The following is a 15,040-nucleotide window of genomic DNA, read 5'->3' as shown; positions in this document are numbered from 1 at the left end:
CCCCGAAGGCCCCCGCCCGATCCTCCGATCGGGCGGGGGCCTTCGCCCGTTTCAGCGCAGGGCGCCGACGTCGGTCGGATCGCTCCAGCCGGAGAAGTACAGCAGGTGCCGGTCGGCGGTCTCGGCCCACAGGTCCGGACGGCCGTCCGCGTTCAGGTCGCCCGAGCTGCCGAGCGTCGGGTAGGCGGCGGCGGTGAAGCCGGTGGCGACGACGTTCGCCTTCGGGTCGGCGAGCGCGGAGAAGTCGCGGCTGCCGTCGGCCTGCTTCGGGATCGGATACGCGTGCAGTTCGCCGGTGGCCCGGTCGCGCGCCCAGAGGGCGAGGTCGCCGACGGAGTCGGGGCCCGGGGCGACCAGGTCGTAACCGGCCCACGAACCGTTGTCGGTGAGCTGCCGGGCGGTGGACAGACGGTAGGAGAAGCCCGGTTTGGCGAACAGCCAGAGGTTGCCGTCCTCGACGGTCAGCAGTGACGAGACCGTCCTGCCGTCCAGCGAGCCGATCAGCGCCAGCTGGTCGGCCTTGCCCCAGTCGGAGGCGAAGGTCGTGGGGCAGGCGGTGGCGGCACCCGCGGCGTTCTGGCAGTTGGTCGGCCGGCCCACCGACGTCTGACTCCGGGTGAACGAGAGGTAGTCCTGGTTGCTGTAGAAGTACAGGGCGGTCGATCCGTTCGCGTGGATCAGAAGGTCGTCCATCGGCGCGTGCGCGCTGGAGTCCCAACCGCGGTGCGGGAGTTGGTGCCCGGCCCAGGACGTCCTGTCCGGCGACCAGTCGGCACGGATCGTGGCGGACGGCACGGTGCTGCCCGAGCCCGTGCTGATGATCTGCAGGTTGCCGGCGGAGTCGGGCAGCAGGACGTCCGGAACACCGTCCCCGTCGACGTCTCCGGGAACCCTCGGCGGGTTCGGGTTCGAGGGGGCGGAGAAGGTGTAGCTGCCGTAGCTGACGTTGCCGGCGTTGTCGATCACCTGGAGGTTGAGGATGTTGGTGCCCCAGTCCAGGACACGCACACCGACGGTCGCCGTGCCGTCGGCCGCCGGCTTGACCGCGTCGGACGAGTCGCAGCCGCCGACGCCCAGCGTGCGGAAGCCGTACCGGATGCAGGCGACGCCGGACGCCTGGCCGCCGGCCGGCGCCGGGTCGAGCCCCGTGAGGACGAAGGTGCCGGTCTGGCCCGCGTACTTGGTGGCGGGGCCGCTCGCCGGGAAGTCGGTCGAGGAGGCCGTGACGGTCGGGCTCGTGGTGTCCACGGTGAAGCGGCAGTCCGCCGACGGGGCGGAGGCCTGGGTGTCCTGGAGGGCCCAGGCGTGCCAGGCGTAGCTGTGCCCGTCCAGCAGACCGGGGGCGTTGACGCTCGCCCACTGTCCGTAGGCCCGGGCCTCGCCGGTGTACACCGGGTCCTGGGCGCCCGTGGTCTCGTCCCGGACGCTGAACCGGGCACTGGTGCCGGTGACGTTCGCGACGAGCTTCGGACCGTACATGGTCCGTCCGCTCCAGAGCGGGACGGTGGTCGAGTCGCAGGCGCTGGTGACGTAGTCACCGCCCTGTTCCGTCCCGAGGACGGTCGGTGCCGTGTCGGCCACGGCCGCCGTCGGCACGGTGAGCAGGCCCGCGGCCACGGTCGCCGCGACCAGCCCCCCGAGCCCGCGTGAACGCGTGTGCTTCTTCAAGGAATCCCCACCCTCTGTCGGCAGATCTGTTCGAGACGTGCACGAGCGGTGAGGATCCTGCCAGTGGGGGCCGACAGTGGCAACGGGGATTCTCAGTCGGTGGCCGGGGTGCGGCGGGTGGTGGCGCGAAGGCCGCGCACGCCGATGGTGCCGACGGCGATGCCGAGGGCGAAGGAGGTGACGGCGAGGAGCAGGTGGACCCAGAAGAAGGCGGTGGGCTGGGAGTGGTCCCCGTTGGTGAAGGCCTGGCCGCCGGAGTCCTTCCAGAGGTTCTTCACGAAGGTCGTCCAGATGATGATCGACCAGACCCCGAAGGCGGTCAGGAACCAGGAGGTGCGGCGGCTGAGCTTCATGGGGGTCCTCGGCGTGTGAAGGCGGTGTGCTTCCCCAGTATGCGCGGGCCGCCGATCGGCGTAGGGCGGGCCCCTCCTGCGGTGGACGGGCCCCGGGGGGAGGGCGCCGGGAACCGTGAGTGGGTACGGTCTGCTGGTGCCCACACCCCGTCTCACGTTCGCGCGCCTGTGCGCCGCGGTCACCGCGGCCCTGCCGGTACTGCTCGCCGCCCCGGCGGGCGCGGCCCCGCAGCAGCCGCCCCCGTCGGTCGCGATCGGCGGCGAGCGGCTCGGGCTCCCGGGGGTGCAGGTCGCCCCGATGGCTGGCGCTCCGCCGCTGCCCTCCGACCTCACCGGCCAGTCCTGGATAGTCTCCGACGCGGCGTCGGGGGAGGTGCTGGCGGCCAGCAATCCGCATCTGCGGCTGCCCCCGGCGAGCACTCTGAAGATCCTGTTCGCGGACACCGTGCTGCCCAAGTTCGACCGCAACGCGGTGCACCGGGTGGCCGACGAGGAGATCCAGGGGATCGGCCCCGGCAGCAGCCTGGTCGGCATCAAGGAGAACCTGGACTACCGGGTCGAGGACCTGTGGCGCGGGGTCTTCCTGAGCTCCGGCAACGACGCGGTGCACGTCCTGGCGCACATGAACGGCGGGGTGCAGCAGACCGTCGCCGAGATGCAGACGCGCGCCGACACGCTCCAGGCCCGGGACACCAGGGTGATCTCCCCGGACGGCTACGACATGGACGGCCAGGTGTCCTCGGCCTACGACCTGTCGCTGTTCGCCCGGGCCGGTCTGCGCAACGCGGACTTCCGGATGTACTGCGCGACCCGGGACGCGATGTTCCCGGGTGCCGTCGACCGGAACACCGGCCAGCGCGGCAGCTTCGGGATCGCCAACACCGACCGGCTGCTGGGCAAGTACCCGGGCCTGATCGGCGTGAAGAACGGCACCACCACCAACGCCGGCTCGACCTTCGTCGGCGCCGCCGAACGCGGCGGCCGCACCCTGCTGGTGACGGTGATGCACCCGTCGAGCTACCAGAAGGTGTACGACGAGACGGCCGCGCTGCTGGACTGGGGCTTCGCCGCGGCCGGCAAGGTCCAGCCGGTCGGCCGGCTGGTCGACGAGCTCCCGCCCGGCGGCGCCGAGCCGACCGGCCAGGCCGGCGGCGGTGACGGCACGCCCGCGCCGCCGCCGCACCCCGCCGCACCGGCGGCCGCGGCGCCCACCGCGGCGGGCGGGGGCGGCCGGTTCGGCGTCGTCGGCTGGTCGGCCGTGGTGCTCGCCGGTGTCGCGCTCGGGTACGGCGCGCTGGTGCTGCGGCGCCGCTCCGCCGGCTGATCCGCCGACGAGGCCGAACCGGCTGATCCGGCAGCTGAACTCCGGCCCGCGGCAGGGCCCGGCCTCAGTCCTGGGGCCGGGCTTTCCCCTTTCCCTTTCCCTCCGTCTTCTCCTTCTTCCGGGCCCGGGCGGCCTGCTCCGCGGCGTCCGCCCGGGCCGCCGCCTCCGCCTTGTCGGCCGCTTCCAGCAGCGTCCGCCCGTGCGCCCTGGTCCGCTCCCGGGCGGCCTGCGGGTCGGCCGTCGCCGTCCAGGCCACGCAGTACATCAGCAGCCGGGAGACGAAGTTGATCCAGAGCAGCAGCGCGACCGGCGTGGCGAACGCCCCGTAGAGGCTCCGTCCGGCGATCGAGCCCAGGTAGGAGGCGAGCAGGATCTTCAGCAGCTCGAAGCCGACGGAGCCGATCAGCGCGCCCTGCACGAGGTCCCGGCGGCGCTGGTCGGTGATGCCGGGGAAGGGCGCCAGCAGGTAGGCGAAGAGCAGCATGTCGCACGCTATGGCGATCAGCACGCCGACGGCGGTGAGCAGGTACCCGCTGTTGAGGCCGATCGCGTCGGCGATCCGGCCGGCCAGCGTGGTCCCGGTGGCGGAGGCGGCCAGTGAGAACAGCGAGACCAGGCCGAGGCCGCCCAGCACCGCCACGTCCCAGGCCTTGCGCAGCACCGGGTTGCCCTCCTCCTGGGGCAGTTGCCACAGGTCCCGGATCGAGGTGCGCATGGTGTCCACCCAGCCGAGGCCGGAGATCAGCAGCAGCGCCCCGCCGACCAGCCCGACGGTGCCCGCGTTGGACACCAGGGCCGGCAGGTTGAGCGCGTCCGAGAGCCCCGGCAGCTGGTCGGAGATGTGCTTCTGCAGCTCGTGCACCCGGTCGTCGCTGAGCGCCGCGGCGGCGATCGCCAGGCCCACCGTGAGCAGCGGGAAGAGGGCGAGGAAGCCGAAGAAGGTGACGGCGCCGGCCAGCCGGTTGCCCCGGGCGGCGGAGAAGTACTCGTACACCCGGTACGGGCGGCTGCGCAGCACCCGGGCCACGAGCGGGCCGAGGACCGGCAGACGGGTCAGGAAGTCCACCCACCGGTTATACCGGCCCTGTCCCCCGAATGGGCGTCAGGCCCCGGGTGGGTGTCCCGTGGGTTTCGGCGGACCCGGCGAGGACCGGCAGGACGCCCCGCGGCTACCGCTTGACGAGTCGACGGGCCTTGGCGAGGGCGCGGACGGCCTGGTAGGCCCCGTAGCGGCCGTGGCTGAGCAGTTCGGTGCGCACGCCGTCCACGCCGGCCGGCGGCCGGTAGCCGGCCGGCCGCAGCCGGGCGCAGTGCCCGGCGGCCCGGCGGAAGTACTCGCGGCGGTCGCCGGGCGGGACCCGGCCGGGCTTGGAGACCACGGTGTTGAGGTGGTGCAGCATCCGGCCGTAGACGACCGGGCGCCAGCGCTCCAGGTCGGGGCGGCGGTCGAGGAAGGCGAAGACCAGGTCGTACTGGGCGAACACGTCGAAGTGCTTGCGGCTGGCGGTGGCCAGGATGTTGCCGCCCTCCTGGCGCTGGCGGTAGTGCACGCCGACCTGGTCGAGCAGGGTGATCCGGGCGGCGGCGAGCAGCGCCGGGTACGTCCAGGGGGTGTCCTCGTAGTAGCCGGCCGGGAAGACCAGCCGCTGTTCGGCGATGAAGCCGCGGCGGTAGGCCTTGTTCCAGACGACCTGGAGCAGGTCGAGCAGGTCGGGGCGGGCGTCGAGGTCGAAGACGTCCGGGGAGGCGGCGCCGAAGACGTGGGCGGAGGCGGCCCGGGTGATCCGGCCGTCGGCGTAGGTGCGGGCGTAGTCGTAAACCAGGATGTCCGGGTCACCCGTGGCGGTGAGCCGCTCGTCGATGCCCTTCAGCAATCCGGGGGTGAGTGTGTCGTCGCTGTCGAGGAAGATCACGTAGTCCCCGGTGGCGACCTCCAGGCCGGCGTTGCGGGCCCGGCCGAGGCCGACGTTCTCCGGCAGGTGCAGCACCCGGACCCTGGCGTCGGCGGCCGCGGCCTCGTCCAGCAGGGCGCCGCAGCCGTCCGGGGAGCGGTCGTCCACGGCGATCAGTTCGAAGTCCGGGCCGTCCTGGCCGAGTACCGAATCGAGGCATTCGGAGAGGTAGTCCTGGACCTGGTACACGGGGACGATCACGCTGAAACGGGACACGGACCCAGCGTAGTGGTCCCGGGGTGGGCGAGGTCCCCGGAGGTAGGATCGGGGGCGCACGTACGCACCGATCCAAGTGCGGCCAGGCCCCGTACGGGCTGCCACGCTCCTCCAGAGAAAGGCCTGCGTAGCCGATGGCTCCCCGCCTCTCCATCGTCGTCCCGATCTACAACGTCGAGCGCTACCTCGTCGAATGCCTCGACTCGATCGCCGCCCAGACCTTCACGGACTTCGAGTGCGTCATGGTCGACGACGGTTCGAAGGACGGCAGCGCGGCGCTCGCCGAGGCGTACGCGGCCGAGGACTCCCGGTTCCGGCTGGTCCGGCAGGTGAACAAGGGACTCGGCGCGGCCCGCAACACCGGCATCCGGCACATCGACCCGGACTCCGAGTTCCTGTGCTTCGTGGACAGCGACGACTCGATGCCGCCGAGCGCGTACGAGCTGATGATCAACACGCTGGACGAGACCGGCTCGGACTTCTGCACCGGCAACGTGCTGCGCTTCCGCGCCGTGGGCTACTACCAGTCCGGCGGCCACCTGAAGCCGTTCAAGGAGACCAGGCTCAAGACCCACATCACCGAGATCCCGGCGCTGGTCACCGACCGCACCGCGTGGAACAAGGTGTACCGCCGCTCGTTCTTCGACGGCGCCGGCCTGCTCTACCCCGAGGGCATCCTGTACGAGGACGCGCCGGTCAGCGTGCCGCACCACTACCTGGCCAAGAGCGTGGACGTGCTCTCCGAGCCGATCTACCACTGGCGCGAGCGCGAGGTCGGCGAGATGTCGATCACGCAGATGCGCACCAACCCCAAGGGCCTGATCGACCGGGTCGCCTCGGTCGAGCTGGTGCGCGCCTGGCTGATGAAGCAGACCGAGCCGCGCTTCGCCGAGTACCTGCGCTCCTACGACGAGAACACCCTCGTCGAGGAGATCCCGATGTTCTTCTCGTCCCTGGTGGAGGGGGACAAGGACTACCGGGACGCCTACCTCCAGCACGTCGGCCGGCTGCTCCGGGCGATCGGCTCCGACCACGTCGGCCGGCTGCGCGCGCCGGTGCGGCTGAAGTACCACCTGACCCTGTCGGGCCGGATGGACGAGCTGGTCGACCAGATCACGTACGAGCGCGAGAGCGGCGGCGGCGTCCAGGCCCGCGGCCTGCTGCGCCCGTACGCCGACTACCCGTTCCTGCGCGGCGGGCGCAAGAGCGTGCCGGCCGGGGTGCTCAAGCTGGACAACTCGCTGGTCATCCGCAGTCGGCTGTACCGGAGCGTCTGGGAGGACGGGAAGCTGCGGCTGACCGGGCACGCCTACCCGGAGCAGCTGGGCGCGGCCGGCAAGCACGACATGGTCCGCACCCTGGTGCTGCGCGAGGCCAAGGGCCGCCGGGTCATCGCGGTGCCGATGAGGACGACGTACAGCCCCGAGGCCACCGCGAGCTGCCAGCACGACCTGTACAGCTGCGACTGGTCCGGCTTCAACGTTGCCATCGACCCGAAGAGGCTCAGGCACCGCGGCCAGTGGAAGGACGGCAACTGGCGCGTCCTGGTGGCCGGCGCCGGCAAGGGCGGGGTCTACAAGGGCCGGATCTCGGCCGGGTGGAGCGACAGCGCGCAGTTCCTCCCGTCGCACTGGGTCGAGCCGGACGTGCGGATCGTGCCGTGGATCCGGGACAACTTCGTCTACCTCCGGGTGGAGACGGTCAAGGCCCGGGTGACCGGCCTGGCCGCGCACGGCGACCGGCTGGAGGTCTCGGGCGCGGCCCGCTCCGGCCCGAGCTTCGCCGGGGCGCGGCTGCGGCTCACCCACGCCGAGTCGGACCGCCACGTGACGTTCCCGCTGGAGCTGGGCGCTCCGGTCGGCTCGCTCCAGCCGTTCACCGCGCTCGCCCCGGTCGCCGAGCTGACCGCCGTCCGCGAGGCCTGGGCCGAGCTGGACCCGGTGGCCGCCGAGCGCAGCCGCGACCACTGGGACGGCTCCCTGCTGCTGGCCGACGGCAGCACCGTCCCGCTGGCCTGGGACGACCGCAACGCGCCCGAGCGGCTGCACCTGGCGCTGAACCCGCAGGCCCCGGTGGCCGAGCGCCGGGCGCTCTACTCCAAGCCCTCCCCCAACGGGCACCTCCAGTTCACCGACCAGGTGCTCCAGCCGCTGGTGGACGACGTGTCCTCGCGCGGCGCCGACGGCTTCCTGCTGAGCGGCTCGTTCCCGCTGCCCGGCGCGCACCGCTGGGAACTGGTGGTCCGTCACAAGTGGCGCGAGGAGGAGCACGCCTACCCGGTGGAGATCTCCGACGGCCGGTTCCGCACCGCGCTGCCCGCCGTGCCGACCGCCTCCTTCGCCGGCCGGGTGCCGCTCTCCCGGGGCACCTGGCACGTCGTCTTCCGCCCGGTCGGCGTGCAGGTGCCCGAACTGCCGGACGCCGCCGCGCTGGTCACCCCGGACTGCTTCGACGTCCTGCCGGTCGTGGTGGAGTCCCGCGGCAAGCGGATACTGCTGGAGCGTCGCGACCACGACGGCCTGTCGCTGGAATCGGACTCGGTGCTGCTGCCCGAGGAGCGGGCCGGTTTCCGCCAGCGCCAGCTGCAGAGCGTGGACTACCCGGCCGCCCGACGGCTGCCGGTGCGCGACACGGTGGTGTACCACACCGGCAAGTACGGCACGTACTCCGGCTCGCCCCGGGCCGTCCACGAGGAACTGGTCCGCCGCGGCCTGCCGCTGGAGCACCTGTGGGGCAACGACGACATGCAGGCCGAGCTGCCGCAGAGCGCGACCGCGCTGCGGTACCGCAGCCCGGAGTGGTACGAGGCGCTGGCCACCGCCAAGTACGTGGTGGCCAGCACCCACCTGCCCGACTTCTTCGTCCGCCGTCCCGACCAGGTGGTCGTCCAGACCTGGCACGGCACCCCGCTGAAGCAGATCGGCTTCGACTTCGAGAAGGTCTGGTTCACCGACTCCAAGTACCTCAAGAGCCTGGCCCGGGAGGTCCCGAACTGGAGCCTGCTGGTGGCCGGCAACCGCTGGTCGGCCCCGGTGCTGCGGCGCGCCTTCGACTTCAAGGGCGAGATCCTGGAGAGCGGCTCGCCCCGGAACGACCTGCTGTTCGCCTCCGACCGGGAGAAGACCGCCGAGCAGGTCCGGGAGCGGCTCGGCCTGCCCGAGGGCAAGAAGGTCGTGCTCTACGCGCCGACCTGGCGCGAGGACCGGCGCCGGCCGCAGGACGGCTACCAGATCGACCTGCGGATCGACCTGGCGGCGGCGAGGGCCGCGCTCGGCGACGACCAGGTGCTGCTGGTGCGCCGGCACCACCTGATGTGCGGCCAGATCCCGGGCGCCGGCAACGGCTACATCTGGGACGTCGGCAGCTACCCCGACATGGCGGAGCTGCTGCTGATCGCCGACGTGCTGGTGACCGACTACTCGGCGAGCGTGTTCGACTTCGCGGCGACCGGCAAGCCGATCGTGTTCTTCACCTACGACCTGGAGCACTACCGGGACAACCTGCGCGGCTTCAGCCTGAACTTCGAGGCCGAGGCGCCCGGCCCGATGCCGGCCACCTCCGAGGAACTCGTCTCCGTGCTCGGCCGGGTGGACGGGATCACGGCCGAGTACGCGGACCGGGCCACCGCGTTCCGCGAGGCGTACTGCGACCTGGACGACGGCAAGGCCGCCGCCCGGGTGGTCGACGCGATGCTCCGCAAGGAGTAGCCGCCGCGCCCGCTTGTGTCCGGGCACCTGTGCGTCCGGGCGGAAGGGACCGAAAAGGGCCCGGCGGAAAGGACCGGAACACCGGATCCGAATTCGAACCGGCGTTCCCGGAAATGCATTCCCCGGGGCATTCGAAAAAGCGTGCAATTGACCCCGGCGCCATTTCTGGATGGGATGTTGACTTCCCTTCCGAAGGGCTCCCACCGCCATGCCTGTGCTCACGCGGCTGGTCCTGCCGCACGCCGCCCCCCGGGTGACCGCCGGCCGCCCCGCCGAGGACGAGGACGTCGTCTTCGGGCTGCTGCGCGCCCGCTGGCACGGCCGCGGCCTGGAGCTCACCGGCTTCGCCCGCCCGAAGGGCCAGGACACCGCCCGCCCCGGCTCCGCCTGGACCTGGCTGACCCTGCGCCACCAGAACCGGTCCCAGCCGCCGCTGCACCTGCGCTCCCGCCCCCGCCGGATGCCCGAGGTCACCGACGACAGCGCCCAGTCCGAGCACAACCACGACTGGTCCGGCTTCACCGCGCTGATAGCACCCGGCCGGCTGCGCCGCGGGGACCACTGGCTGCTCGGCGACTGGCGGATCGAGGCCACGCTCTTCACCCGCCCCCGCCCCGCCCGGGTGCGCCGCCGGTACGGCGCCCTCGCCCCGCACTGGTGCGGCTCCGGCGAGTACCCGCCGGCCCACTGGGTGGACGACGGCGTCCGGCTCCAGCCGTTCTTCGCCGACGGCCGGCTGCGGCTGCGGCTGGAGCGCCCGGCCGTCCGGATCACCCGCGCCACCCCCGCCCCCGACGGCCTGGACCTGGGCGGGGTCGCCGACGCCTGCCCCTCCGGCACCGTGCTGCGGCTGCGCCACCGGGAGAGCGACGCGGTGGTCGAGCAGCCGCTCGCCCGCACCGGCAACACCTTCACCGTCCGGGTGCCGTACCGGCCGTTCACCGCCGACGGGCGGGGCAGCGGCAGGCTGGAGCACTGGGACGCCGAACTGCTGCGCCCCGACGGCGGCACCGAACAGCTCTGCCTCGACGAGCGCGGCGGCCCGGTGGCCGGCCAGCACCCGCTGCCCGGCGTCCCGGACCGGGTGCTCTACCTCAAGCACCTCGCCGACGGCCGGCTCCAGCTCTGCGTCCAGCCCGCGGCCGGCCTGGTCGACCGGATCGCCGTACGGGACGGCGGCTTCGAACTGTCCGGCCGCTGCCCGGACCCGGCCGCGGACCGGCTGCAACTGGTGCTGCGGCACGCCGGCTCCGCGAGCGAGGTCCGCACCCCGGTCGCCACCGGCCCGGACGGCCGCTTCCGGGTCCGGGTGCCCGCCGCCCGGACCGGCTCGGACGGCGTCGCGCTGCCGCTGCGCAAGGGCGTCTGGGAGGCCGCCCTGGAGCCGGTCGCCCGCCCCGGGGACGGCCGGCCGCTGCTCGCCGCCCCCGCCGCGCTGTCCGCCGTCCCCGCCGCCACCACCGCCGGCGGCAAGCGGGTCCTGCTGCAGCGCCGGTGGCACGACACCCTGGTGGTGGACTCCACCCCGGTGCTCACCGCCACCGAGCGCAGCGCCTGGACGCAGCGCCGGCTGCGCACCGAGCGCTACCCGGCCGCCCGCCGCGCGCCACTGCGCGAGGCGGTGCTGTACGACGTGTTCGGCGGCCGCGGCTACGCCGACTCCCCGCGCGCGGTGCACACCGAACTCGTGCGCCGCAACGCCCGGTTGGAGCACCTGTGGGTGGTCGACGACGCCCAGGCCGAGGTGCCGCCCGGGATCGTCCCGGTGCGCAGCTGGAGCCCGGAGTGGTACCGCGCGCTGGCCACCTGCCGGTACCTGGTCGGCAACACCCACTTCCCGGACTTCCTGGAGCGCCGTCCCGGCCAGGTCGTCGTGCAGACCTGGCACGGCTCCCTGCTGAAGCGGATCGCCCACGACGTCGAGAGCCCCTGGCTGGCCGACCGCGGCTACCTGGCGGCGCTCGACCGGGAGACGCCGCAGTGGAGCCTGCTGCTCTCCCCCAGCCTGTTCGCCACCCCGATCCTGCGGCGCGCCTTCCGCTACGCCGGCGAGCTGCTGGAGTCCGGGTACCCGCGCAACGACGTGCTCGCCCGACCGGACCCGCGGACCGTCGCCGCCGTCCGCCGCCGGCTCGGCGTTCCCGAGGGCCGGCGGATCGTGCTGTACGCACCGACCTGGCGCGAGGACCAGCAGCGCGGCGACGGCGAGGGCTTCCGGCTCGACCTGCGGCTGGACCTCGACCACGCCCGGCGCCTGCTCGGGCCGGACCACGTGCTGCTGGTCCGCCCGCACGCGCACGTGCGCGAACCGCTGCCCGGCGCCGGCGACGGCTTCCTGTACGACTGCGGGGACTACCCCGACCCGCAGGAACTGCTGCTGGTCGCGGACGTCCTGGTGACCGACTACTCGTCGATCATGTTCGACTTCGCCATCACCGGCCGTCCGATGTACTTCTTCACCTACGACCTGGAGCACTACCGCGACACCCTGCGCGGCTTCTCCTTCGACTTCGAGGCGAACGCCCCCGGCCCGCTGGTGCCGACCTCGGCCGAACTGCTCGGCGCGCTGCGCGGACTCGCCGACGGCGACGGCGGACCGCCGCCCGACTACGCCGAGCGCTACCGGCGCTTCCGGGCCGAGCACTGCGCCCTGGACGACGGCCGCGCGGCCCGCCGGGTGGTCGACCGGATGCTCGAACTCGGCGGCCGGGGAGGCCGGGAGGCGGGGCCGGGCGGGGAGGCCGGGCGGCGGGGCTAGGCGGGAATGCGGGGCCAGGAGACGCCCAGGTTCACCCGAACGGGTAGCTCCGCCAGGGCCGCCAGACCTCGTCCGCGCCGAACCGGGAGAGGCCGAAGCCCTCCACCGGGAAGTCCGCCCGGAAGTCGCGCGCCTGCTCGTACGCCTGGTCCAGCACGTCGTCCGACAGTCCGTGGGCGACCGTCACGTGCGGGTGGTACGGGAAGGCCAGCTCGCGGGCCAGCGGGCCGGAGCGGATGTCCGCCTCCAGCAGCCGGCACTCCTGGGCGCCCTCCTCGACCCGGACGTACACCACCGGGGAGACCGGGCGGAAGGTCCCGCTGCCGTGCAGCAGCATCCGGAACGGGCGGTGCGCGGCCGCCACCGCCGCCAGGTGCTCCTCGATCTTCGGCAGCGCCTCGGCGGGCACCTCGGTCGGCGGCAGCAGGGTGACGTGGGTGGGTATCGACCGGGCCAGCGGATCGCCGTGCCCGGCCCGGGCGTCCTGGACCGCCGCGCCGTACGGGTCCGGGACGCTCACGGACACGCCGATGGTGACGACCTCGGGGAGGTCGCCACCACCGGGCAGGTGCGTGAGGGGAGTCACCGCTTGGCGGCCGGAAGGAAGCCGATCCGGTCGTACACCGTCTCCAGCGTCACCGACGCCACCGCGCGCGCCTTCTCGGCGCCGATCGCCAGCACCCGGTCCAGCTCCGCCGGGTCGTCCAGGAACACCCGGGTGCGCTCCTGGAAGGGGGTGACCCACTCGGCGAACAGCTCGGCCAGCTCGGTCTTCAGGGCGCCGTACATCTTGCCCTCGAAGTGCTCGACCAGCTGGTCCACCGACCGGCCGCTGAGCGCGGAGTGGATGCGCAGCAGGTTGGAGACGCCCGGCTTCTCCTCCTCGTCGTAGGAGACGACGGTGCCGGTGTCGGTGACGGCGCTCTTGAACTTCTTGGCGCTGACCTTCGACTCGTCCAGCAGGCCGACCAGGCCCTTGGCCGAGGAGGCCGACTTGCTCATCTTGATGCCCGGGTCCTGGAGGTCCATGATCTTCGCCGTCTCCTTGAGGATGTACGGCTTCGGGATCGTGAACGTGGGGGCGTAGCGCGAGTTGAACCGCTCGGCGATGTCGCGGGTGATCTCGACGTGCTGGCGCTGGTCCTCGCCGACCGGGACGGCGTCCGCCTGGTAGAGCAGGATGTCCGCGATCTGGAGGATCGGGTAGGTGAACAGGCCGACCGTGGTGCTCTCGGAGCCGTACCGGGAGGACTTGTCCTTGAACTGGGTCATCCGCGAGGCCTCGCCGAAGCCGGTGAGGCAGTTCATCACCCAGGCGAGCTGGGCGTGCTCGGGCACGTGCGACTGGACGAAGAGCGTGCAGTGGTCCGGGTCCAGGCCCGCGCCGAGCAGCTGGGCGGCGGAGATCCGGGTGTTCTCGCGCAGCGTCGCCGGGTCCTGCGGCACCGTGATCGCGTGCAGGTCGACGACCATGTAGAAGGCGTCGTTCTCCTTCTGCAGGTCGACCCACTGGCGCACCGCGCCCAGGTAGTTGCCGAGGTGGAACGAGCCGGAAGTGGGCTGGATGCCGGAGAGCACCCGGGGACGGTCCTTGGCCGGACCGGTGACCGCTGCGTTGACCATGCGCGCCATTGTTCCAGTTCCACCGCTCGCTCAGGAAACCTCCGCCCCCGGAGGTTCGGCCAGTGTGACCGCACTCACCCCGACCCGGGCGATCCGCCGGCCCTCGACCTTGGCCACCGTCAGCAGCACCCCGCCGCCGCCCTCGACCGGAACGCGCACCTGGTCGCCGTCCCGGGGCAGCCGGCCGAGCGCGGCGACCAGGCAGCCCGCCACCGTCTCGTACGGACCCTCGGGCAGGGAGACGCCGGTCTCCTCGGCGAAGTCGCCGAGGTTGAGCAGGCCGTCCAGCTCGACGCCGCCGCCGGCCAGCCGGCGGGTGGGGGCGGCCTCCGGGCGGTCGTACTCGTCCCGGATCTCGCCGATCACCTCCTCGACCAGGTCCTCCAGGGTGACGATCCCGGCGGTGCCGCCGTACTCGTCCACCACGATGGCCAGGTGGTGGCCCTCCCGGCGCATCTCGCCCATCGCCTCCAGCACCAGCTTGGTGCCGGGCAGCAGCTTGACCGGGCGGGCCAGGTCGCGGACCTTGACGGCCTGCTCGCCGCGCGCGCCGTACAGGTCGCGGACGTGGACGAAGCCGACCACCGCGTCGGCGCTGCCCTCGACCACCGGGTAGCGCGAGTGCGGGGAGGTGTCGGCCTGGTGCCGCACGGCGGCCAGCGGGCGCTCGGCGTCCAGGAAGGTCACCTCGGTGCGCGGGACCATCACCTCGCGCAGCTGACGCTCTCCGGCGGAGAACACATCGGCGATCAACGCCCTTTCGTCGCTTCCGAGTTCGGTGTTGGCGGCGACCAGGCCGCGCAGTTCCTCGGAGCTCATCGAGCCGCGGCCCGCCGCCGGGTCGCCGCCGAGCAGCCGGACCATCAGGTTGGTGGAGTGGCCGAGCAGCCAGATCACCGGCCGCAGCACCACCGACATCACGTCCACCACCGGGGCGGCGATGACCGAGATGGACGCGGCGCGCTGCAGGCCGATCCGCTTGGGGGTCAGCTCGCCCAGCACCAGCGAGGCGTAGCTGATCACCAGGGTGAGACCGACCAGGGCCACCGCGTCGGCCACGCCCGCGGACAGCCCGGCCCGGACGAACAGCGGGGCGACCTTGCCGGACAGGGTGTCCGCGCCGAAGGCGGCCGACAGGAAGCCCATGCAGGTCACGCCGACCTGGACGGCGGCCAGGAAGCGGTTGGGGTCGGCCGCCAGGTGCGCGGCCCGCGCCGCGCGCCGGGTGCCGAGCCCCTCCAGCGTCCGGATCTGGCCCTCGCGCAGCGAGATCAGCGAGATCTCGGCGACGTTGAACAACCCGCCCAGCAGGATGAAGACGAGGACGAGCGCGGCGTCCCCGAGTGTTTCGTTCACAGCGGGCCAGTGTAGGACCGCCGCTGCCGCGAGGACCCGGACACGACGGCGGCCCCGCCCCGGCCGCGGGGGGGGGGGGCGGC

At 72.9% G+C, this 15,040-nt stretch carries 10 protein-coding genes; 3 read left to right on the top strand and 7 right to left on the bottom strand.

Going from position 1 to position 15,040, the window contains the following annotated elements:
- Positions 1–51 precede the first annotated feature (51 nt).
- Positions 52–1,668: a hypothetical protein gene (locus ACFVHV_RS10060; RefSeq protein ID WP_380350504.1), complete on the bottom strand. Its 1,617-nt coding sequence runs from the start codon at positions 1,666–1,668 to the stop codon at positions 52–54.
- A gap of 92 nt (positions 1,669–1,760) precedes the next feature.
- A complete protein-coding gene (locus tag ACFVHV_RS10055) occupies positions 1,761–2,021 on the bottom strand; it encodes an SCO4848 family membrane protein (protein ID WP_359911571.1) in 261 nt (86 codons plus the stop codon).
- A gap of 136 nt (positions 2,022–2,157) precedes the next feature.
- Here ACFVHV_RS10055 and ACFVHV_RS10050 point away from each other — a divergent pair, with 136 nt between their 5' ends.
- Positions 2,158–3,345, top strand: coding sequence for a D-alanyl-D-alanine carboxypeptidase family protein (locus ACFVHV_RS10050; protein WP_380350502.1), 1,188 nt, complete (start codon positions 2,158–2,160; stop codon positions 3,343–3,345).
- A 64-nt stretch (positions 3,346–3,409) separates the two neighbouring features.
- Here ACFVHV_RS10050 and ACFVHV_RS10045 read toward each other — a convergent pair whose 3' ends face one another.
- Together ACFVHV_RS10045 and ACFVHV_RS10040 are read right to left on the bottom strand one after the other, a co-directional pair.
- Entirely contained in the window at positions 3,410–4,411 is a 1,002-nt protein-coding gene (locus ACFVHV_RS10045) for a YhjD/YihY/BrkB family envelope integrity protein (RefSeq protein ID WP_359911574.1), read from the bottom strand.
- 103 nt (positions 4,412–4,514) lie between these two features.
- Positions 4,515–5,513: a glycosyltransferase family 2 protein gene (locus tag ACFVHV_RS10040; protein WP_359911576.1), complete on the bottom strand. Its 999-nt coding sequence runs from the start codon at positions 5,511–5,513 to the stop codon at positions 4,515–4,517.
- Between the two features lie 134 nt (positions 5,514–5,647).
- Between ACFVHV_RS10040 and ACFVHV_RS10035 the strand changes: the two genes are divergently transcribed.
- Both ACFVHV_RS10035 and ACFVHV_RS10030 read left to right on the top strand, forming a co-directional pair.
- A complete protein-coding gene (locus ACFVHV_RS10035) occupies positions 5,648–9,220 on the top strand; it encodes a bifunctional glycosyltransferase family 2 protein/CDP-glycerol:glycerophosphate glycerophosphotransferase (protein ID WP_359911579.1) in 3,573 nt (1,190 codons plus the stop codon).
- A gap of 208 nt (positions 9,221–9,428) precedes the next feature.
- Positions 9,429–11,978, top strand: coding sequence for a CDP-glycerol glycerophosphotransferase family protein (locus ACFVHV_RS10030; RefSeq protein WP_380350500.1), 2,550 nt, complete (start codon positions 9,429–9,431; stop codon positions 11,976–11,978).
- A 31-nt stretch (positions 11,979–12,009) separates the two neighbouring features.
- Here the strand turns inward: ACFVHV_RS10030 and ACFVHV_RS10025 are convergent, their stop codons facing one another.
- From ACFVHV_RS10025 to ACFVHV_RS10015, 3 genes are all read right to left on the bottom strand, one after another.
- Positions 12,010–12,564: a 2'-5' RNA ligase family protein gene (locus tag ACFVHV_RS10025; RefSeq protein ID WP_359915476.1), complete on the bottom strand. Its 555-nt coding sequence runs from the start codon at positions 12,562–12,564 to the stop codon at positions 12,010–12,012.
- Positions 12,561–13,556 (bottom strand): tryptophan--tRNA ligase, encoded by a 996-nt coding sequence (gene trpS / locus ACFVHV_RS10020; protein ID WP_359915480.1) that lies wholly within the window; start codon positions 13,554–13,556, stop codon positions 12,561–12,563. Before trpS ends, ACFVHV_RS10025 begins: the two co-directional genes overlap by 4 nt.
- Positions 13,557–13,631: 75 nt before the next feature.
- Positions 13,632–14,957 carry a hemolysin family protein gene (locus ACFVHV_RS10015; RefSeq protein ID WP_359915475.1) on the bottom strand — a complete coding sequence of 442 codons (1,326 nt, stop codon included), beginning with the start codon at positions 14,955–14,957 and terminating at the stop codon, positions 13,632–13,634.
- Positions 14,958–15,040 lie beyond the last annotated feature (83 nt).

Source organism: Kitasatospora sp. NPDC127116 (assembly GCF_042677365.1).
GTDB classification, from domain to species: domain Bacteria; phylum Actinomycetota; class Actinomycetes; order Streptomycetales; family Streptomycetaceae; genus Kitasatospora; species Kitasatospora lactacystinica.
The sequence above is the reverse complement of the archived record's forward strand: the minus strand, read 5'-3'. Positions and strand labels throughout refer to the sequence as shown.

Bases quoted from the DNA above. Each gene is read 5' to 3' on its own strand.
- ACFVHV_RS10055 (WP_359911571.1), bottom strand. From the start codon at position 2,021: ATGAAGCTCAGCCGCCGCACCTCCTGGTTCCTGACCGCCTTCGGGGTC.
- ACFVHV_RS10035 (WP_359911579.1), top strand. From the start codon at position 5,648: ATGGCTCCCCGCCTCTCCATCGTCGTCCCGATCTACAACGTCGAGCGC.
- ACFVHV_RS10030 (WP_380350500.1), top strand. From the start codon at position 9,429: ATGCCTGTGCTCACGCGGCTGGTCCTGCCGCACGCCGCCCCCCGGGTG.